Source organism: Empedobacter falsenii (assembly GCF_013488205.1).
GTDB classification, from domain to species: domain Bacteria; phylum Bacteroidota; class Bacteroidia; order Flavobacteriales; family Weeksellaceae; genus Empedobacter; species Empedobacter falsenii_C.
Map to the genome: position 1 here is coordinate 1,381,298 of NZ_CP040908.1, position 20,816 is coordinate 1,402,113.

17 protein-coding genes are annotated in these 20,816 nt (G+C 30.8%); 2 read left to right on the forward strand and 15 right to left on the reverse strand.

Annotation, left to right across the window (positions count from 1 at the left end; genetic code table 11):
- Positions 1 to 43: 43 nt before the first annotated feature.
- From FH779_RS06505 to tssD, 3 genes are all read right to left on the reverse strand, one after another.
- The gene (locus FH779_RS06505) at positions 44 to 823 is read right to left on the reverse strand and encodes a hypothetical protein (protein WP_180906448.1); all 780 of its coding nucleotides are present in this window, start codon (positions 821 to 823) and stop codon (positions 44 to 46) included.
- A gap of 2 nt (positions 824 to 825) precedes the next feature.
- A complete protein-coding gene (locus FH779_RS06510) occupies positions 826 to 2,754 on the reverse strand; it encodes a type VI secretion system Vgr family protein (RefSeq protein ID WP_180906449.1) in 1,929 nt (642 codons plus the stop codon).
- A 154-nt stretch (positions 2,755 to 2,908) separates the two neighbouring features.
- Complete coding sequence (gene tssD, locus FH779_RS06515; protein WP_180904904.1) at positions 2,909 to 3,316, reverse strand: type VI secretion system tube protein TssD; 408 nt, start codon at positions 3,314 to 3,316, stop codon at positions 2,909 to 2,911.
- Positions 3,317 to 3,992: 676 nt separating this feature from the next.
- Here tssD and ytxJ point away from each other — a divergent pair.
- Positions 3,993 to 4,325 carry a bacillithiol system redox-active protein YtxJ gene (gene ytxJ, locus FH779_RS06520; RefSeq protein ID WP_180906450.1) on the forward strand — a complete coding sequence of 111 codons (333 nt, stop codon included), beginning with the start codon at positions 3,993 to 3,995 and terminating at the stop codon, positions 4,323 to 4,325.
- A 331-nt stretch (positions 4,326 to 4,656) separates the two neighbouring features.
- On the opposite strand, the gene FH779_RS06525 is transcribed toward ytxJ, so the two are convergent.
- A complete protein-coding gene (locus tag FH779_RS06525) occupies positions 4,657 to 6,420 on the reverse strand; it encodes a RagB/SusD family nutrient uptake outer membrane protein (protein ID WP_180906451.1) in 1,764 nt (587 codons plus the stop codon).
- Between the two features lie 17 nt (positions 6,421 to 6,437).
- A complete protein-coding gene (locus FH779_RS06530) occupies positions 6,438 to 9,491 on the reverse strand; it encodes a SusC/RagA family TonB-linked outer membrane protein (RefSeq protein WP_180906452.1) in 3,054 nt (1,017 codons plus the stop codon).
- A 295-nt stretch (positions 9,492 to 9,786) separates the two neighbouring features.
- Here FH779_RS06530 and FH779_RS06535 point away from each other — a divergent pair, with 295 nt between their 5' ends.
- A complete protein-coding gene (locus FH779_RS06535; protein WP_180906453.1) occupies positions 9,787 to 10,860 on the forward strand; it encodes a phosphatidylinositol-specific phospholipase C1-like protein in 1,074 nt (357 codons plus the stop codon).
- Between the two features lie 142 nt (positions 10,861 to 11,002).
- Here FH779_RS06535 and FH779_RS06540 read toward each other — a convergent pair whose 3' ends face one another.
- The 10 genes from FH779_RS06540 to FH779_RS06585 form a co-directional block, all read right to left on the reverse strand.
- Positions 11,003 to 12,787 carry a metallophosphoesterase family protein gene (locus tag FH779_RS06540; protein ID WP_180906454.1) on the reverse strand — a complete coding sequence of 595 codons (1,785 nt, stop codon included), beginning with the start codon at positions 12,785 to 12,787 and terminating at the stop codon, positions 11,003 to 11,005.
- A gap of 323 nt (positions 12,788 to 13,110) precedes the next feature.
- Positions 13,111 to 13,563, reverse strand: coding sequence for a copper resistance protein CopD (locus FH779_RS06545; protein ID WP_180906455.1), 453 nt, complete (start codon positions 13,561 to 13,563; stop codon positions 13,111 to 13,113).
- Between the two features lie 82 nt (positions 13,564 to 13,645).
- Positions 13,646 to 13,945, reverse strand: coding sequence for a cupin domain-containing protein (locus FH779_RS06550; RefSeq protein WP_180906456.1), 300 nt, complete (start codon positions 13,943 to 13,945; stop codon positions 13,646 to 13,648).
- Positions 13,946 to 14,396: 451 nt separating this feature from the next.
- Positions 14,397 to 14,783 carry a DoxX family protein gene (locus FH779_RS06555; RefSeq protein WP_180906457.1) on the reverse strand — a complete coding sequence of 129 codons (387 nt, stop codon included), beginning with the start codon at positions 14,781 to 14,783 and terminating at the stop codon, positions 14,397 to 14,399.
- A 78-nt stretch (positions 14,784 to 14,861) separates the two neighbouring features.
- On the reverse strand, positions 14,862 to 16,076 hold the full coding sequence (locus FH779_RS06560) for an NAD(P)/FAD-dependent oxidoreductase (RefSeq protein ID WP_180906458.1): 1,215 nt from the start codon (positions 16,074 to 16,076) through the stop codon (positions 14,862 to 14,864).
- 550 nt (positions 16,077 to 16,626) lie between these two features.
- On the reverse strand, positions 16,627 to 17,451 hold the full coding sequence (locus FH779_RS06565; protein WP_180906459.1) for an N-acyl homoserine lactonase family protein: 825 nt from the start codon (positions 17,449 to 17,451) through the stop codon (positions 16,627 to 16,629).
- Positions 17,452 to 17,519: 68 nt separating this feature from the next.
- Positions 17,520 to 18,080 (reverse strand): Crp/Fnr family transcriptional regulator, encoded by a 561-nt coding sequence (locus FH779_RS06570; protein WP_180906460.1) that lies wholly within the window; start codon positions 18,078 to 18,080, stop codon positions 17,520 to 17,522.
- Positions 18,081 to 18,315: 235 nt separating this feature from the next.
- Positions 18,316 to 19,047 (reverse strand): hypothetical protein, encoded by a 732-nt coding sequence (locus FH779_RS06575; RefSeq protein ID WP_180906461.1) that lies wholly within the window; start codon positions 19,045 to 19,047, stop codon positions 18,316 to 18,318.
- 58 nt (positions 19,048 to 19,105) lie between these two features.
- Positions 19,106 to 19,699: a Crp/Fnr family transcriptional regulator gene (locus FH779_RS06580; protein WP_180906462.1), complete on the reverse strand. Its 594-nt coding sequence runs from the start codon at positions 19,697 to 19,699 to the stop codon at positions 19,106 to 19,108.
- A 101-nt stretch (positions 19,700 to 19,800) separates the two neighbouring features.
- Positions 19,801 to 20,811, reverse strand: coding sequence for a hypothetical protein (locus FH779_RS06585; RefSeq protein WP_180906463.1), 1,011 nt, complete (start codon positions 20,809 to 20,811; stop codon positions 19,801 to 19,803).
- Positions 20,812 to 20,816: the final 5 nt, after the last annotated feature.

Consider the following 20,816-nt stretch of genomic DNA (forward strand, 5'->3'; position numbering starts at 1 on the left):
ATATCATATATAGGTTTTCCTTTTGAATCTACTTCTTTTAAATTTATATCATCATCTTTATCGCCATCTCTATTAAAATCATAATCATATTCTTCTTCATTAATAATTGATAATAATCTGGTCCATAATCAAAATATTTATCACCTATTGCCATTGCAGAATGTCCTGCTAAACCTAATGCACTAATTGGATTATTTAACAAAGTGTAAAACGAATGCGGTAACTCTATAATCACAGTAATTAAAACTTCTTTTTCAAAAACTTTAAGATAATCTAATTGCGAATAGGGTAATTTTATTTGTACTTCATCATTATATCCACATTGAAAATAAAGTTCTATTTCATTACCTATATCATCTTCTATAAAGTCTATCAAACCACTACTTAAAGTTAATGGAAAACTAACCTTGTTGTCTATAATAGGTTTAGATTTAATAATATTTCCAGCTTTACCGTCTTCTTTTATTTCTATTATATCAATAGCATCAGGAGGATTAGGCCATCCATCATCATCATATAACTGTAAATCAACTTTTGCATCTGTCGCTTTTACATTTTCCATTTTGATGTTAAAATATACAATATCTCCAACATAAGCTTCTGTTATCCTATTATTTCCTTCTTTATCAGAACTCCACCAACCTTCTTTAAAATAGTTTAAATCATTATTTTTATCTTTTGATGGATTTCCGAAAATAGTTCCATTTTTAGCTGTAAAATGGCTAAAATTACCTGCATAAGCTTCAAATTCATCTGTAAAAACAGTCCAACTTTTTTCTATTTCAGTAATATGTTCACCTTCTGTAATTCTAATAATAGACATACTTAATGCATTTTAGAGTTTTCTCCACTATTATTATTAAATGTTGTCTGTGAATGAATATCATTATTTTCTTGCGAAATTATTTGTCTTTTTTTAGAATTTTCTTTCACCTCTTTAGCTTTAGACTCTCTACTTCCTTTCACAAATTCCATTAAACTTCCCACAACATTGGTCATGAAGTTACCACCAACAGAAATATTCTTTATTCCTCCTACAATTTGGCTTTCAGTCATTCCTATATTTTCTGTTTTATTCATAGTTACAGAATTAGATTGATTAAAGCCTACGCTTGTATTCATATTCTCTTGAACATCGATATTAAAATTCTTACATTTTATATTAATCGTTTCAGGAGCGGTAATATTGATATTACTACCAATAGTATCGAGATGAATTTCATTACCTGATTTGTCAGTGATGATGATGCTTTCGTCTTCTGTAAAAACAATACGATGTCCACTTCTTGTCTGTATAGATTTCACACTATTATTCGCACCACCACCCAATCCAACTTTTCCATGAAACATACCGCCCATGACAAAAGGTCTGTCAGGATGATTGTGTACAAAGCCAACCATTACTTGATCGCCAACTTCTGGTATGGCAACATACCCACGGTTTTGTGTCACTTGATCTGTACCTCCAGCATCAGGCGACATCATGCGGATAAAATTTGTTGTATCATGTAATTGCCAATCAAATTTAATGGTCACTCGTCCTTGTCCTTTTGGATCAGCATTTGAGATTACAGTTGCAATTTGAGGTTGAGCAATTGGGATTGTAAATTCAGGTTTTGGTAAAAATCCAGTATCCGAAGCAATTGCTTTAAATCGTTCCGTATAATGTCCTAAAGTATCAATATCATGCTCCACATCCGTAATCATAATTCGAGTAAAATACGATGTTTTGTTGCTGTCTTGTTTGCGCATTTCTAAATCAGCTACACAACCAGGATACAAAAATGGAATCGATGTAGAACCGCTTACTGTAAAGACTTCAACACCTTTTTGTCCAGCCTCACTTTCTTGCGCATTTACTACATCTTTATCCGTATTTGCTTTGATAGGCGCGACTTGTAAAGCTTTAGTTTTGAAAATATTCTCGTTGTTTTTATAAGCTGTTTGAGCCAAATCGCTTCTGTGTTTAAGCGGTGTTTGACCAGAAGTTAATTTTGCGTTATCACTGCTATTATAGCCATAAAATTGAGGTTTAGTATGAACCGCATTCAGCTCAATACTAATATCATTTACATTTCGACCATAAACCAAATTGAGCGGTTTATTTTGTGGCGGCAATTGTCCAAAATGCAAGACTTCACCATCATAAAAAAATTGTTCTCCATAAGCAGAAGCCATTCGAGCCAAATAATTGTAATGCGTTTCATTGTATTGCGTGCTGTAAACTATATCGGAAGCATCTTTTGCGTCAACCCGAATATCAAATTTAGAATCTCCAAGTCCTTCTTTAATTAGTTTATTGGCAATAATACTCATGTTAACCGATCTATCACCTCCAAAACTCTGTGTATGCGGTGCGCCATCCAACAAAATAGTTGGACTAAACCCCGATAAAACGATATTTCCAAGGCTAGAATGTTCTTGTAAATACCCTACTTTTGTAATGACTCCGACAAAAGTTCTTTCAGGACTATCCTCAATATCTTTGTAACGAATAACGACTGTCAGGCGGTTTCCTAAAAATTTATTTGAAGTTTCGAGTTTATGATTTTCATAATTACCAAAGGTATCATGATCCAAAACTAACTCGAATTGATGATGAGTTTGGCTATGTTGTTTTAAAGAAAAATGCTTGTAATGCGGAACAATTTTACCATCAATTACGATTAATAATTTGGCTAAACGATTAATTCCAGCGACTTGGCTATCGTCAATAGCCTTAGCACCATTGTAGGGTTTGAAAGGTAGTTGCATAGGTGAGAGGTTTTGATTTTTAATACTTTAAATATACTCTTTTTTCATTTACAAACAAAAAACTCCTGATGCAGCCTTCGCATCGCACCAAGAGTTTTCAAGATTTCATAAGTTAGTTGGTTAGTAAACTTATGCGATTTTCGATTGAAATAAATTATCGAGCAGAAGGCCAAACACCGTCGTAAGAAGCTGTTCCGTAATCAATTTTCTCTGCACTCACGACAAATGAAATTAACATATTGTTGTCGTTTAACGCGTCAAAATTTAATTCGTGTTGAATAACGTAACCGTTTTCCCACTTCAAATTAATTAAAACACCTTCTTCGTGCGCTTTATTGAACGTAATATCACCAACAGTTGGTTTATATTTTCCGTTTAATAAACTCTCCAAAATCGTAGAACTTTCAGTTGCCTCTACTGTTACTTTGATTAAAGCATTAGATGGATCAGAAGCTACACGCCCCGAAACATCAGTTGTTCTTGAAACTTGATAATCTAATTTGATGATTTTTTGATCCTCACCACCGTTGAATTTTAAGACTCCTCTTGAATTGTTAGCCATAGTTGTAAATTTTAAGATTGATTTATTTTAATTTTTATCTAGGACTAAATTAGAAACAGATATTTTAATTAACCGTTTTTAACCGTTTACAATCGAATATGTAGTAGTTTTACGACGTATGCATAACATAGTAGCGCATTAATTCAGGAAAATATTTTTAAAATGAATATTTATTCGAATGATAATTTAAGTTTATTTAATTAAATCAAGCCAAATCATTAACATTTAACTTTTTGTTAAAAATATTTTTTGAAGAAGTTTGGAATTTTTTGGAGAGAGAAGGAGGAAGGATATTATTTCATTTAATTAAAATACATTGAAAAAGATCTTAATTAAATGAAATTATTAAAAACAGTTTTTAAGATTAAATATTTAGCCATGAAATACCGAAAAAAACATAACAACTACTAGTTCATTTAGCAATAGGTTTTTATTGTCTGTTATTTTTATATACAGAAAGGGTTAAGTGTTTTATTCATCAATAGTTTAAAAGATTTAGGTGTGTTTTTGGTGGAGTGAATTTATTGAAAGTTTAACATTTTATAATAAGTATAAAAAAAAATCTTAGATCTAGTATTAACTATGGCTTGACATACAAAGGAAATACAATCATTGAATAGAATAGGTTTTTTCTTCTTTTCAATGTAATTTTATAGATGAAATAATTGAAACAAAAATGAAAAAAATAGATATTACAACTTTAGATGATTTAGACCAAATTGATCAAGCATCTTTTAATCAACCAAAAATTATTTATAAACACAGTACAACTTGTGGATTATGTGATATCATTTGGGATGTTGTAAAAGAAAGTGATTTTGAACTGAATTATTTAGATTTATTAACGTATAGACCAATATCTAATGAGATAGAACGTCGTTACAATGTTCAGCATGAGTCACCCCAAATCTTAATAATAAAAGATGGAAAATGTGTGTACAGTGCATCACATCGTAAAATAAAAAATGAAGAAATTCAAAAGCAACTAGATCAACTGGTTAATTTGTAGTATTTTAAGAATAACATTCTTTATATTTAAAAATTTCCATTTTGAACTAAAAGTAACATTCCTTTTTTTGGCTTAATTCTGAATATCTTCTAACTTTTTTTGATATAAGATTAGAATTGGTTAATAATCGCATTTTATTTTTTTACGACATTATACGCTTTTTAGTTGCTTTTCTTACAGTATTGTCTTTGGGAAAAAATAATTTATATGTTAATAACTATATTATTATGAGATGTATAAAAAAATTCTACTTGGCTAGCCAAGTAGAATTTTATACTTACACAGTTTATGATACAATGTCTAAATAAAGTATAATATAAAAAATTTTACTTTAATATCCTTTATTTTGTGTAAATACATTAGAAGCATCAATTGTTGCTTGCGGAATCGGGTAAATTCTTTTTGTAGGGGCAGTTACTGATTTTGCAGTTCTTGCTTCTTCAAATTTTCCGAAACGAATTAATTGTTTTCTTCTTACTAATTCCCAATATGTTTCGAAAGCGATTTCCTTTACTAAAGTAGCCTCATCAAGAGTAGTGATTGCAACACCTGGCGCATTACCAAATAATGCTTCTCTTGTTCTACTGGTTCTTAACATGTTAATATCTGCTAATGCTGCACTTGTATTTCCTTTACGGAAATAAGCTTCAGCTCGCAATGTATAAATTCCACCTAAACGAAACAAAGAAATATTTACACTACCATTTCCATTGTTTCCAAAACTAGGATCAAACTCATATTTAAATACACGCGCTCCTCTGTTAATTTGATTTTGAGAAAGTACAGCTTGTAAAGGATTATCAAAGTTATATTCTGGAGTAAAATTAACAAGTAAATTGGTGTTTTTTTCCATTTTTAGTTGATTTACTTTTATACGTCCATTTACCATCTCAAAAGATCCATTCGCTAAAATAGTTGGACCATATTGAACACCTGCTTGAATACCTCTATTAAAATGAAACCAAGGTTTTCCCGTACCTTCTACTAAACTTGTAGCAGGAACACTAACATCAGTTCCATCATTCATAAACCAAGTTCCATCTTCATATTGGTAATGTCTGTGAAAACGAGGGTCTTCATGATTTCCATCCCAACTGTGGTAAAACTCTGGTGTCGTTCCTGTAGCATTAGTTCCTCTATTGTCTGGAGAAGGTTTTTGTGCACGTTCAACAGGCATATATGCAAAACTGTTTGAACTGTTTCTTAAACTATTTGCAGTTGCTTTTTGTACTACCGCAAATATTAATTCTGTTCCGTCATCATTACTAATATCAAAATTACGGAAGAAATTAGATTCTAACTTAAAACGTCCTGAATTGATTATATTTGAAGAATATTCAATTACTTTATCCATATCAGAAACACCACCACTAACAGCACTCTCATTAAAATCGAAAGTGTTGGAGTATCTATTTTTTAAAACAGCTCTGTTCATGTACATATCAGCTAATAAAGCATAAGCTGCTTGTTTAGTGAATCTTCCCATATGTGTAGATTGCTCTCCAATATTTGCTAAATTTGGTATGATACCTTCTACTTCTGTAATTAATTCATCAATAGCTACATCAGCTTTTCTTACTACAATTTCTGCATTTACATCCATTGGATCTCTATAAGGAGCCTGTCCGTATAGGTCTAATGTATGATAAGTATAAAAAACTAATAAACCTTTTGCTTCAGCTAAAAATAATTGTTTGTTAGCAACACTACTTTTCTCTATTGCTTGTATGGCGGTTAAAGATTTCGTTATTCCGAAATTTAAATTATCCCAAGCTGATTTTATTTGAGGATTTGAAGCGTCCCAAGTAAACTCAGATAATGCTCTCCATTTTCCACCATCTCCCCAGTCACTTCCTCGTGTAGGTAAAATTGCTTCATCAGTAGAGTATTCTTGTAAACCGAAAACATTTCCGTGATCTACGAAAGTTCCGTCTCCTAATTGTCCATAGGCTGCAGCAATTGCGTTTTCTGGACTTGGTGATTCTGATCCTAATCTTTCATCAACTACTTGCTCTTCTAAATCTGTACAACTTAAAATGCTCACAGAAAGTAATGCGAAAAATAGATAAGATATTTTTATTGTTTTTAATTTCATGATAATAAATTCTGGTATTAAAATTTTAAAGTTGCTCCAACCATAAATGTTTTCGCAGATGGGTAAGTTGCATAATCAATTCCTAATGATTGATTTCCTGATACAGCTTTTGATGTGTCAATCAATGGATCATATCCACTGTAATTTGTGATTGTCCATAAGTTTTGAGCGCTTACACATAAGTTTAAACTTTTTACCCATTTTAATTGCTCAACTCCAAAATTATATCCTAAACGAACATTATTTAAACGTAAGAAATCTGACTTCTCTAAATAAAGTGATGATAATTGCGGTAAATTTTCAGCACTTGCTCCAGAAGTGTAAAAATCTCTTAACAAGTTACGGTCTGATGCTAAATTGTTAATATTTAAATTGAGATTAGTATTATTGACTAAATATCCTCCTGCTTGACCAATAAAAGAGAATGCAAAATCAAACCTTTTATAACGCATATAACTGTTAAGCCCGTACGTTACTTTTGGAAGTGGACCTTCGAAAATTTGTCTATCTTCAGTTCCTACTGAACCATTCCCATCAGTATCTTCATATATGTATTTACCTTGCTCGTCAATTCCTAAATATTTTAGCATATAAAATGATCCTGCTTGGTATCCATTTTTATAAACATTAGCATAAACACCTGACATTCCTGGCCCAGAAATCTCTCCTGAATATATTTCGGAAACAGGTAAGTCTTTTACTTTGTTTGATAATGTTGCTGCATTTACATCTAATGACCACGTAAAATCCTTTTGATCGATAATTTGAGAACCTAAAGTCAATTCAAATCCTTTATTTTCTATTTTTCCATCTACATTTTGCCAAACTGTACTCGTTGGACTTAATGGCCCAGAAGGAATATTTAAAATCGGATCTAAAGTTGTTTTATTATAATATTCTAACGACCCATATAACTTACTATTGAATAAACTAAAATCAACTCCAAAATTTGTTTGTTCAACAACCTCCCATTTCAAATCAGGGTTTGCAGTTCTGTTTACCATTACTCCGTTAATCAAATCATTTTGATTATATAACCAATAACCCGCAGAAGAAGATAATGACGAACTCGCTTGCGTTAATTTATTCTGAACTTCTTGGTTACCTGTCTGTCCCCAACTTGCTCTTAATTTTAATTCATTTACAACAGAAGAACCTCTTAAAAATTCTTCTTTATTAATGGCCCAAGCAACTGCTAAAGATGGGAAATAGCCATATTTATTATTTTTTCCAAAACGAGTAGAACCATCTGCACGTAAAGATGCTGTAAATAAATAGCGGCTATCATAGTTATAATTTACACGTCCAAAGTAAGACTGTAATTCATTTTCTTGTGCGTAACCAGGACTTGGAATAAATGCAGTTCCAGAATAACCAGGATTATTCTCTGGTGCAACACCACTTCCTTGTTCTGCAATATTAGTCAAGCCAAAATAAGTTCCTGAAAATTTAAATTTTTGGTAAGAAAAACCTGCTAATAAATTAATAGTGTGTCTGTTGAATGTTTTGTCAAAAGTTAAATAATGCTCAACTAAATTACTCAACGACTCTAAATTACTTTGTGTGTACATTCCTCTCGGCGTTCTATCAGTAATGTTTGGGTACATCGTCGTATTACGTTCCGAAGTTGATTTGTCAATACCGTAATTTAATTTATAATTTAAACCAGGAAGAATACGTAAAGTTGCCTCAACATTTCCTAAAACTCTAAATGTATTTGTATGATCATTATACTTACTTAATAAATACATTGGGTTATAATGAGCGTTCATGTTGAAATTTGTGTAATCACCATTTTTATCAAAAACAGAACGTGTAGGATTAGCCATTAAGGCATGAATGACCAACTGTCCATCTGAACCAGCATTTGAACCATTTGGTAAACCGGTTTCTCTAATATCACTAGCTGTTAAATTGAACTTAACTTTTAAACGTTGATTGTCTAAGAAAGATTCTTCTGCATTTAAACGAGCTGTAGTTCTTCTGAAATTACTTGTTTCAATAATTCCATCTTGATCCATATGAGAAATTGATGCATAGTAGCTTCCTGTATTCGTTTTCTTAGAAAATGAAAAGGCATGATTTTGAGAAGTTGCTGAACGAAACAATACATCTTGCCAATCTGTATTTCCACCATGATCGTAAGAAGGATCTACGGCGTTTCTATACTCATCAGCATTCATCAAGTCTAATTTTTTAATCACATTCGAAACACCGAAGTAAGTATCATACGTAAAAAGTGCATCACCTTTTTTTCCTTGTTTTGTTGTAATTAAAACAACACCATTAGAACCTCTTGCTCCATAGATTGCTGAGGCAGAAGCATCTTTAAGAACAGTTATCGATTCTATATCACTTGTGTTTAGAAAGTTTAATGGATTTTTTGCGCTTGAACTTCCTAAACCAACATTGGGTCCACCAGAACTTACATTTTCATTGCTTAACGGCACACCATCTACAACAAATAAAGGTGTACTACCACTTCGAATAGATCCAACTCCACGAATAGAAACATTCATTCCAGCGCCTGGTTCTCCACTTGTTTGCACAACACGAACACCAGCTACTTTTCCTTGGATTAAGTTATCCACAGAAATGTTCATTCCTTCTTTAAATTGTTCAGATTTTAATTGACTTACAGATCCTGTTAGATCAGATTTTTTCTGAGAACCATATCCAACCAACGTTACTTCTTGTAAAGCATGTTCATCAGAAATACTTGTTTCACTCGAAATATGGATTGTCATTTCTGCCGAATCAATTACAACTTTCTGAATGGTAAATCCTTCTAATTGTACAGTTAAAGTTTGTCCAACCTCTGCCTCAATAGAAAATAAACCGTTCTCATCTGTTATTACTTCTTTTCCAGTTTCTACGATAATAACTTTTGCGCCCGAAACAGCAAATCCATTCTCGTCTTGTACAATTCCTTTTACAGTAGCATCTGCTGCTTGTATTTCGAAATTAGAATTGTCGTTCAAAACCTTTGCTTCCGCCTTGTTACAATACAAGAAAACAAATGCCAAAGGAATTAGTTTTTTCAGTTTAAAATGTTTAATTTTATGGTACATATTATTAAGTAAAGTATCACATTTACGATGCTTAACTTAGATTCCACTGTTGTTGTCGCAGCAGTGGTTTTTGTTAAGCTAGCTGTTGATTTGTTTTTCGGAATACAAAGTAAGTCTCTACTCTTTAAAAACACTTTAATTTAAAATCATCAAAACATAACCATAAGGTAAAATAATCGATTACATTCCTGAAAATCAAACAGAAAATTTACAATACTATAAAACAGACTTAACAATAACTAAAAATTGTTTGAGAATAAACAATGTAATTTCGGTTCTTATAAAAATTAGAGCAATGAAAAAGACCATTTTATTTAGTTTATACTTACTTCCTTTTAGTTTTTCTTTGGCGCAAACACAAACTTTAGAAGATTTAAAAATCAATGAAATTCAAGTTATTGGTTCGCATAACTCTTATAAGAAAGCTATATTACCAGAGGTTTATAACTATTTATCAGAAAGAGATTCTATGAATTTTTTACCAAGAATTCAGTACGAACATATTCCAATTCCTCAACAATTAGATTTAGGTTTACGAAATCTAGAAATTGATGTTTACGCAGATAGTAAAGGAGGAAAATATGCGCATCCTAAAATTTTAGATTTTGTAAAAACAACTCAGCCTTTCGATCCTGACAAAAAAATGAATAAACCAGGTTATAAAATGATCCATATAACTGATATCGATTATATGACATGGTATTATACACTTGAAGATTGTTTGAAAGATTTAAAAAAGTGGTCTGATGCAAATCCTAATCATACACCAGTATTTATTACATTAGAGCCAAAAGATGGCAAAGAAAATGAATTTAAAACAGAGCCTGAACATTACACAGAAAAATTATTTGATGATTTGGATAATGAATTGAGAAAATATTTAGGAAAAAATAAAATCATCACTCCAGATGATATAAGGGGTTCTTACAAAACTTTAAACGAAGCCATTACCAAAGGAAATTGGCCTAAAGTAAAAGATGTGAAAGGGAAATTTATTTTTGTATTAGATAATAATGGAGCAAACCGAGATTTATATACAAAAGGACATCCTTCTTTAAAAAACAGAATGATTTTTACAAATTCAACTCCAGGAACAGTAGAATCTGCTATAGTATTTAGAAATGACCCTGAGAAAACAGATGAAATTAAAAATTTAGTAAAACAAGGTTACATTGTCCGCACAAGAGCAGATGCTGATACGATGGAAGCTAGAAGTGAAGACTATTCTCGTTTTGAAAATGCGAAAAAAAGTGGTGCTCAAATCATCACAACAGATTATTATCAACCAAGTAAATTATTCAAATCTAATTTCAAAATTAGTTTCGATGATAATACTTACGAAAGAAAAAATCCTGTTGTAGGAAAGTAAATGATCTTTTTTTAATATAAGATGTATTGAAATAAAATCCTTGTCAAGGTTGAAAACCTTGACAAGGATTATTCGTTAATCTAAAATCGTAATATTAAAACACAATATTATCGCTGTCTTTCGTTGAATGAGCTTTTATTGCTTATATATTTTTGATTCTTTTTTCTTTAAAATCAATTTCAAAATGATTTGAAGGTTCACCATTCGATAAATGTGAAAGTATTTTAAACAACATTTTCAATTGTAAGATAAATTGATCTTTCGATTGATTCTCTGCAAATAATTCTACCAGCACTTTATATTGTTCCAATCGCTCTCTTGGAATATCTCTTTTCGCCAATTCATCTGCCGACTGAAATTTATAGAGATCAAGAATTAAATCATCAAATGTCCATTTTTTAAAATTTTTAGACTGAATTATTTTTCTATTTATTCCTTTGTAACCTAAAAGTAGTAAATCTTCTCCATTCAAGTTTTGTCCTTTTTCTATAAAATCTTTAGGCCAATCATTCGGAATCATTCGTAAACGAACCAATTCTTTTAGATGAAAAAGCATTAATTCTCTGTATGATTTCGTTTTCAAAATATCTTTGTTCCAACTTAATTTATTGCTGTCTTTTTGTAAAGCCAAAAATTCTTTTTCATATAATGGAAATAATTCATCAAAACGAGGTACATCATCTAAGATTTGTGTTTCAATTTCCATCTTATCAGCTGATTTTATTGTCAAAATTTTATAAGCCGGAATGTAAGCTGCTAAAGAAGGTACTTGAATATTTACTAAAAAGTCGTTTTCTGTTTTTCTACTTCCTGTATCATTAATATGCATATGCCCAGCAAAATGAATTTTAATTCCTGCTTCTGAGAAAACTTTTGCAACCTCTTCTTGTGGAACACGTTCCAATTGCCATTTTTTATCTCCCAATAATTTTTCTATTTCTGAAGATGCATCATCATTAAAATCAATCATAGGGTAGTGCGTAAAAGCAATTAGTGTTTTGCTTCTTTTTTTTGCTTCAGCAGTAATATTTTTCACCCATTCTATCAAGTGTTTTTTGTTTGTCAAAACATTGTTATAACCAATACTTGCACCTTTATAATTAGAAGGATTAGATGAATTTTCTTTTAAATTCTTTGGAATATACGTATTGCCATCAATGGCCAATAGCCAAACGTCTTTTATCGGTTCGACAACATAACTTAGGTCAGGAACCGAAAATCCTTTTTCGACTTCATACATCCTTTTAGTATAATCGGCTGCTACTAAAGCATCATCAAAAGAATAAGAGGAAATTAGATTTTTATTAAATGGTGTACTCCAAAATAAATCATCTTTTTGCGGATAAAATCCGAAGTCTTTCAATTCGTTTAAAATTTCTAAATATCCCGACTCAGCAATGTCTTTTGTATAAATTTTTGAAGGTTTTTCATCTATCTTTTCTTTACTATAAATTCCAAATGGTTTTCCATTCTCTCCTAAAAAGTCATCTTTTCCTGCATCTTTCCTAAATGGACCTACGGGGTCATGATTACCTGTTGTTAAGTAAAATTTCATGTTATATTTGCATTTATACTCTTCCAAAATTTTATGTAAACCTCTGAGATTATATGCTTGCCCATCATCTGAAAAATCGCCTGGCATTGCTACAATTTTTATATTTTTAGAAACAATATCATCTAGTGCAGCAATAAACGCAAAATAGTTTTCATTAAAAATCCTTGTCGAGTGCAATTGAGATTCCATCGTTCTCAAGATCGTTGCTTTTCCTGTTTTCGGATTGATAATTCCTTTAAAATCATTATCCGAAAAGTTGCCATACAAATCTTGAAAATGAATATCAGAAAGAAAGGCTAATTTAATTTCTTTTTGTTGTGCATTCAATATAGAAAAGAGAAGAATTAAAATAAATGAAATTTGTTTTTTCATGTGTGTAAAACAGCAAAACTAACGTAATATTAAATTCGTTTTATTTGAAAAGAAATTTATAACGATAAGTTAATTTGAGTTTTTAGAAATAAGTTTTAATGTTAAAGTCAGAATGACAAAATTTATTTCTGAAAATGATTTAAGTTCTACGTAATAAGTTTTGAGGATGTAATTCTGAAAGTTGAGAGATTCAAAGCCCGTATTCAGAATTACAGAAAAGAATTACTACCACAGAGATACATAGAACTGATATGAAAAAAGAAGAGTATTACTCTATATCTCAAAATAACAACAGATTGAGATTCTATTTACCAATAATTTAATTAAATCCCTCCATATCGTACAAAACTACCTAAAATTAACATCAGTATACTAATAGTTGTTACGGCTATGATATGAAATGTCATCAGAGGAAGTTTTGAATAATCTGATTTTAGACGAGGAAGCACATAAAACTGAGCGCTTATAGCCAATAAGACAATCGTAGCAAGGCCTATGAGTTTTAGCGAGACAACACGTTCGATTGGATTTTCGAAATGAAACCAATTACTGATTTTGATGGTATAAATATAGGACATTCTTACCCCTGTAATGACCATGATTAATAAAGCAGGTAGTCCAATACGTTCGTATTTACTTTCAAAAGAAAATAACTTTTCTACCGATTTTTCTTTCCATACTTGCGGTAAAATAACTAAACTTAATATAATATGACCACCCACCCATATTGTAGCGCCTATTAAATGAAAGATTAATAATAAATGTAATTCGTGCATATTTGTTAAGATAACAACATTTGGGTTTAAGATTTTATACGAGTTTGTTATTTACAACATCATCGTGTTCTTTTCTATGACCTTATTTCACTAAAATCAATTGACTATTTTCTAAAGCCTCTAACTTATGTATAACATTAGGTTCGATAGTTATATAATCACTAGAGCTTAACTCTATTGTTTGGTCATTTTCATCAGAATACACCACTTTTCCAGTAACACATAAAAGCAGCGCAGCTATTTTTGTGGTATGCTCTTTTAAAATATTATTTTCCAATAATTGAATTGATGTTACATTACTTGACTCTCCTTTGAAAATACTTACCGCACTGACACCCTTATCATTCGCATGAATGCTATTTAAACATGACAATTTATCCATCGTGAATTATTTTATCATCTAAATTTATTTCAAATCCATCAAATATTCTACTCAATTCTATGTATATTTTCTTATTTATATTCATTAATGATTAATCATTATAGATTGCTTCTAAAGAGGTTGTTTCGTGTTATTCTCTTTATTTTTATGTTATCAGTAGTAGTAGTTTAATTTTTGATAAGAATTCAGGAGAATTGCTATATACACATGATCCAAAGGATAAAAACTTTGGAGAAAAAGTTGTTAGAGCAAACTATGATATAGATGTCTGATCAATTTTAGATTACCTACAAAATATTCGTTTTTTTTGTAAGCTTAATTTGTGCTTTTCTACGAGTAACAGGTTTTATGACATGATGGAGAAGAAGGAAAAAAAAACATAAGTGTTATATTACTTCAATTTTAATCCATCTAACTAATAATTCTTGAGGGTTTAAATTTCGAATGATGGTTATTTTTGAGTTGATTTGATTGCCCAAAACATGAATAATGGTTGTAAAAATAATCTTGCTAAACGCTTTTGATCCGTATCTAGACCAAATCCATTTCTATGATTTTTATATTGAGCCCAATTTCCAGGAAATACAGCAGCGAAAAAAACAGCTGTTATTTTTCCAACAAACTCTTTTTTTTCTTTTGGAGCTAAAATAACAGCGCTTCCTAAAGCAATTTCGGAAATCCCTGAATATACAACGGTGTCATCTTTATCTAAGGGCACCCAATTAGGAACTTGAGCTTTAAACTCTTTTCTCGCAATTGTTAAATGGGTAATACCCGCTACCACTAAAAAAGCACCTAGGCTATAACGAGCTATATTTTGTTTCGTTTTCTTTTTCATAATTATATTTATTTAATATTTACCATCCAATTAGATTAGATATTCTTTCTGATAGTAGTTATAAAATTTATTTTTTTATTATTTAGTTGGTCGATCAAAACCAAAGGTTTCTAAGCGACTATCTTTTTGGTTAAGAATAATATTTTTTAAAACTTGAGCTGCAACCATCGAAAAAGTAATCCCATTTCCTCCATAACCTAATGCAAATAATGTTCGGTCACCTTTTTTCCATGGTCCCATATAAGGTAAACCATCATTTGTGGAGCTAAAAGTTCCGCACCAAGCCATTTCGGTATTGAATTCAATTTCTGGATATAATCGACTAAACTTACGTTCAAGAGTTTTGATTTTTGTTCGAAGTAAATCATCTCTTTTATCAGGATTTTGAAAATCTTCATCTTCACCACCAACGATCAATCGATTATCTTTTGTTGTTCGCATATAAAGATAAGGTTCTGCTGTCTCCCATATTAAGCTACGATTTGGCCAAACCATTTTTTCATCAATGGGAGCCGAACAAATCGCGTAAGTAGATAATAAATTCATTACTTTTTTAGGTAGAAATTGACCAGCTTCAAAGCCAGTTGCAACAATTACATACTTGCACGAAATAGTATGTCCATGCTCCGTCAATAGTTCGCAATTGTTCTTATTTTCGTCTATTTTTTCCACTTTTGTATGGGTGAAAATCTGTAATTGATGTTTTTCTTGATGATACTTTAATAAATTGATAGCGCCTTTATATGCATCCATCTGAGCAGAAGTATCATTTTGCAATGCTGCAATTCCATCAATATTTTGATAAGTTTTCAATTGCTTAGCATCTAAATACTTCACAGGCAAACCGACTTCTGTTCTTATTGCATATTCTTCGTCTAACAATTTTACACCTTGCTTATTACTCGCTAATAAAACTGTAGGAACACGTGTGAAATCAGCATCAATATTAGTTTTTTTGAATATATTTTCTATATCTGTAATAGATTCCAAGCAATTGAAATAAGCATCAATAGCAATTTTTTCGGGAACAATATTTATTAATTTACTTAATGGGGTATCAATTTCGTATTGTAATTGAGCAGTACTTGCTGCAGAACTTCCTGTGGAAATTGTTCGTTTATCGATAAGAGCGCATTCTATACCTGCTTCACATAATTCGTGCGCAACTAAAGCCCCTGTAATTCCAGATCCTATGATGGCAACATCTATTTTATAATTTTTGCGAAGAGGATGATATAAGTCGAAAAATTCGTTTTTAACAATCCAAAAAGGTAATCCAGAATGTAAATCCATATTATTTAGTTGTGTGGTTTAAAAAAACACACACTAAAACCGAGCCAATAATGTTAGTTATCAATTGTTTATTCGAATAAATAATCATATAAAATCTTTAAAATTCTGATTAATGGCTTGATGCTTACAGTGAAATAATCAATACAATTACAAGAAATTAATTATTATGGCGAAAATTAAATAGAAAAGATTATACCATACATTATATAGATTAGGTAATAAAATGGATCAGTCAGTAATTTTTTTTACATGCTTTTAACTGAGCTAAGTTTTACGAAGTACGAGAACTCGAAGAACCAAAGTTCATGAATTTAGAAAGGAGCAAGGAACTTTTTTAGATTGTTAAATTAATTAAAAAACAAAAGCAAAAAGCTTTTGGTGAATTAAATAGAGTAGAAGTTCAATTCTCCCTTCAACCACCTTCAACTAAATCAGTTGTTGCACAGTTCAAAAAAAACCTCCTTAAAATCCTTTTTAAAGAGGTTACTATTTATATTATTTTTTGTGCCTAAAATCGAAGTTGTGCGCAGGTTACCAATGTTAGCTGAAGTTATATTTCAATAGTTTTAGGGATTATATCCGAATCGTGATTGGCTATCGCTTCAATACAATTGGGTTGCGCGGCAATTTCTTTTGTCCATTTCAAAGACTTAATAACCTCTTGTTTATCTACTTGTACACCGGGTAGAATCATTTGTTCCCAAGATTTTTTGGCGTAGCCTGTATCGCTTGTCAACAATAAAAAATGTCCGTTATTCTGGATGATGGTTGAAGCCAAACCGTGTGTGTGACCAGGTGTATTAACAAACACGACCGAATTATCTCCAAATAAATCATAGGAAATATTTTGTGGACCTATATTCGATTTTTCAAAACTAAAGGTTTCCAAATTTATTCCTTCCCACATATTGGGAACGTAACGATAGGGCATTTGTTCGGCATCTCGCATTTCGATGTCGCTCACCAATATTCGTTTGGCGTTTTTTACCAATTTCAATCCGCTGACGTGGTCAGAATGCAAATGACTCAACACGAGATAATCGATATCCGAATCTTTGTAACCCAATCTTGCCAATTGTTCGTTAATTGCTTGCCCTGCTGGCAAATCAGCTTTGTTAATCAACCAATGTGCAAATCCCATGTGTTTACGCCCTTGGTCGCCAATTCTTACATCGGTATGCCAACCTGTATCAATTAAAATCAAACCTTTTGGATGTTCAATTAAATAGGCAGAAACGGGCAGCCAAACTTGATGTTTTTTACTTCTGAAAACGCCTGTATAGGAAATCGGATTCCACGTTTTTTCGCTAAATGGTAAGGAAGAATCCACTTCAACGCTGCCACAATGTAAAATATGCACTTTTATTGTTTCCATTTCTTTTGTATTGATTACACAAAATTACGTGCGAAATTCTAGCAAAAAATTGATTGAAATCAAAAAAGCTATTTTCCGGCTCGTAATCGGCTCAAGGTTTCTTGCGTCATTCCCAAATAACTTGCAATGGTATTTAGCGGAACTTTATTAAAAATAGCGGGTTTGCTTTGCATTAAATCATCAAAACGTTCTTTGGGCGTTTTAAAATGAGTGGAATAAATATGCTCCGTAAATTTTCTGATATTCTCAATTAAAAACTTTTTGTCCAATTGTAAAAGACGGGGATTTTGTTCGCAAAGTTGCTCCCAGACAGCATAATTAAGCTTTATAATCTTGGTTTCGGTAACCGATTGAATTCCAAATTTGCATTCTTTGTCATAAAATACACTTTCCACAGGAAGGCTAATTTCATTTTTTTCACAAAAAGCCAAGGTAATATCCCTTGCATCGGTTTCATAAAAAACTCGGATAATCCCTTCTTCCACGAAATATATTTTTTTTGAAAGAGAAAAAGGCTCTAAAATGATTTCTTTTTTCTGAAAATTATGCGTGGAGCAATTATTCATCAACAATTCAATTTCAGATTGAGATAAATTGATTTTTTCTGATAAAAATTGAGCAAAATTCAAGGTAATTGTTATTTGTATTTGACTTTGAGTGGTTTTATATCATTGATTAAAAATAAATTCTCAACGCACTTTCTCTTCACTAAATTATGAAAAAAACATTTAATAAAGATGTAAATACGCTGTTTTCAAATATTTTAAATATTATATAAAAAGTTGTGACAGATAGATTTTTCTGTTTATCTATTATATTCAGCATTTGCTTTCGTTAAGTTTTGCCAATATGTTAGCTGTCGTTTTATTCTTTATTATAATGATGATATAGAAAAGGGACTATTTTTTCTGTTTGTCCTGTTTCTTCAATATTATGTTTTATCCAATGTTCGGCGGTTTTTTTTGAAAATACAAATGGTAAAAAACACCAATTTATAATCCAACCTAATACTGGAATATCAACTCCAATATAGGTTTCTGCATAAAATGTTGAGCCATTTTCAGAGGGTTCATAATAATGATTGATTCTTCCCACCGTCAAAAATCCAAATTTTATTAAAAAAGTAAATTCTGTTTCATCCAGTGTTATTGTTAGCATTTTATTATTAATAATTTCGTTAAAATCATTAAACTGCTCCTGAATTTTGCTATAAGCTCCAACTGCAAAACCATTATTTTTTCCTTCTTTTGGATTACTGAGTGGTTGAACTGCAATATGATCGCGATGATGCCATAAATGGTAAAAACTAACTTCTGGACCACTAAAATTTTTTCCATTCCATGTTGTTTTTTGTGCCAAATTTTCAAACCACCATTTTATCATTTTAGGTGTCACACCTTTTGAATCTTCATGTTGAATTTGAACACGTAACGCTCCATTAAGATGTTTGGTAATATCTGTCCATTTAGCCGAAGTTTGAGTTTTGAAAAGCGAATCTCCTAGGTTTTGATGCACTTTTCTTGCAATTAGTCTATTATCTCTTAGACCCATTTTTTTGGGTGAAGACCAAATATTTTTACTGATTTTTGATTGCATAATAGTATTTTTATTCAAAATTACATTACTAACAATCTTTTTTATTGACGCATATGTGTCATTTTCCTTCGTTAATATTTTTCCGAATTCGTGTTAGAGATTGTCGTGTTATTCCAAGATATGTACATAGATGGGAGATGGTTACTCTGTTGTACATTGTAGGAAATTCTTCAACAAAATTCAGGTATCTTTCTTCCGCATTTTCATCCAATAAGGCTTCAAGACGATTAAACATTCTGGAATAAATTTGTTCAAGCATTATTCTCAAATATTTTTCAAAAAGAGGATATTTTTCTGTACAATATTCAAGATGATCGATGGGAATATTTAAAATAATAGAAGGTTCTATAGCCTGAAAACTAAACTTGCTTGGTTTTTTTTTGTTCAGTGCATCAAGGTGAACCACAAGTTTTTTTTCATCAATGAAATTTACCGTAATATCTTCTCCCTTTTCGTTGATATAAAATGCACGAAGCAAGCCAGAATAAATATAACCAATAGATTTTTGTAACACATCTGCTTCAATAAAATTTTCTTTGGGATGAAGTTCTAAGATTTCAATTTTGCTTGATAATAAAATCAATGCTTCATCTGTCAGCTTTGGGCAGATTGCTTTTATATTCTCTAAATAATTTTGAATGATTAAATTCATTAGAGTCTGTGTTAAGTTTTCTTTTAACTATAGAATCTTTAAAATTATTAAATTTAATTTTTTTAATCAAAATAAACGAAGTTATTACAAATTATATGAGCTTATTTTCGCTTTTTCACAAAAGGATTATAAGAAATACCTAGATTAAAATAAAACGAAGGATCTTGTGTCGAAGAGAAAATCTTGTCATCAAATGTGTCTTTTTTATTAAATAAACCATTTGTAATTAGCGTTTTTACTCCTGTTTTAGCGGTGATAATAAAATTGTGTTTTAATAAATATTCGTACTTCAATCCATTATTTAAATCGACTTGTCTGTATTCGTATTTTTCAGATAAATTATTAGGATTCAAATGATATAAATAAAACGTGTTAGCTTCCAATTCAGTTCCTATTGATAATCGAGAATTTTTGAAAGGATGCATTCTGAAAAGAATTTGCTTTGGTAAAATAATATCTGCAAAAAAGTCATTATTAAATCTATGTTGTAAGGTAAACATTGGAATTACAGGTGTTTTAGTACTTTCATCAATGTTCAAGCCTAATCCTACTAATATTTTAGTTCGATCTGTAGATTTTAATAAAATATTTCCTGTTACAAGTCCTTTTACCCGACCAAAATATTTATCACTACCATCAAAAATAAGACTAGAACTTAGAAAAGTAGGCTTGTTAAAAAGTTTTGTACTATAAGCCAAATTCAGGGATTCGTAATGATAATGTGCATTAATATCTACATTTTTTGTTTCTTGAAACGTTGATTTATCAAATTCTATATCCATATTGGTATTCTTATAACCAAGAGTCGTACTAAGAATCCAATTCTTTTTTTTCAAAATATTGATATTTGTACTGATATTCAGTTGCGAATAATGATTAATTCGATTTCCATCATTTTTATTTCCATCAATTTTCGAAGTAAATTTAGTTGGCGTGGCGTAAGTGTATTCTATATTCAATGGTCTTGCAACAGAAAATTGTTGCGTCAAATACATATAGGCTTTTTTGGAAATACTATCTTGTTCTTTTATTTCCTTATTGTCTTGCGCATATACATTGGTAACATTTGTTAGAAGACAAAATAATATTGTTGACGTTTTAATTAATTTCATGGCTA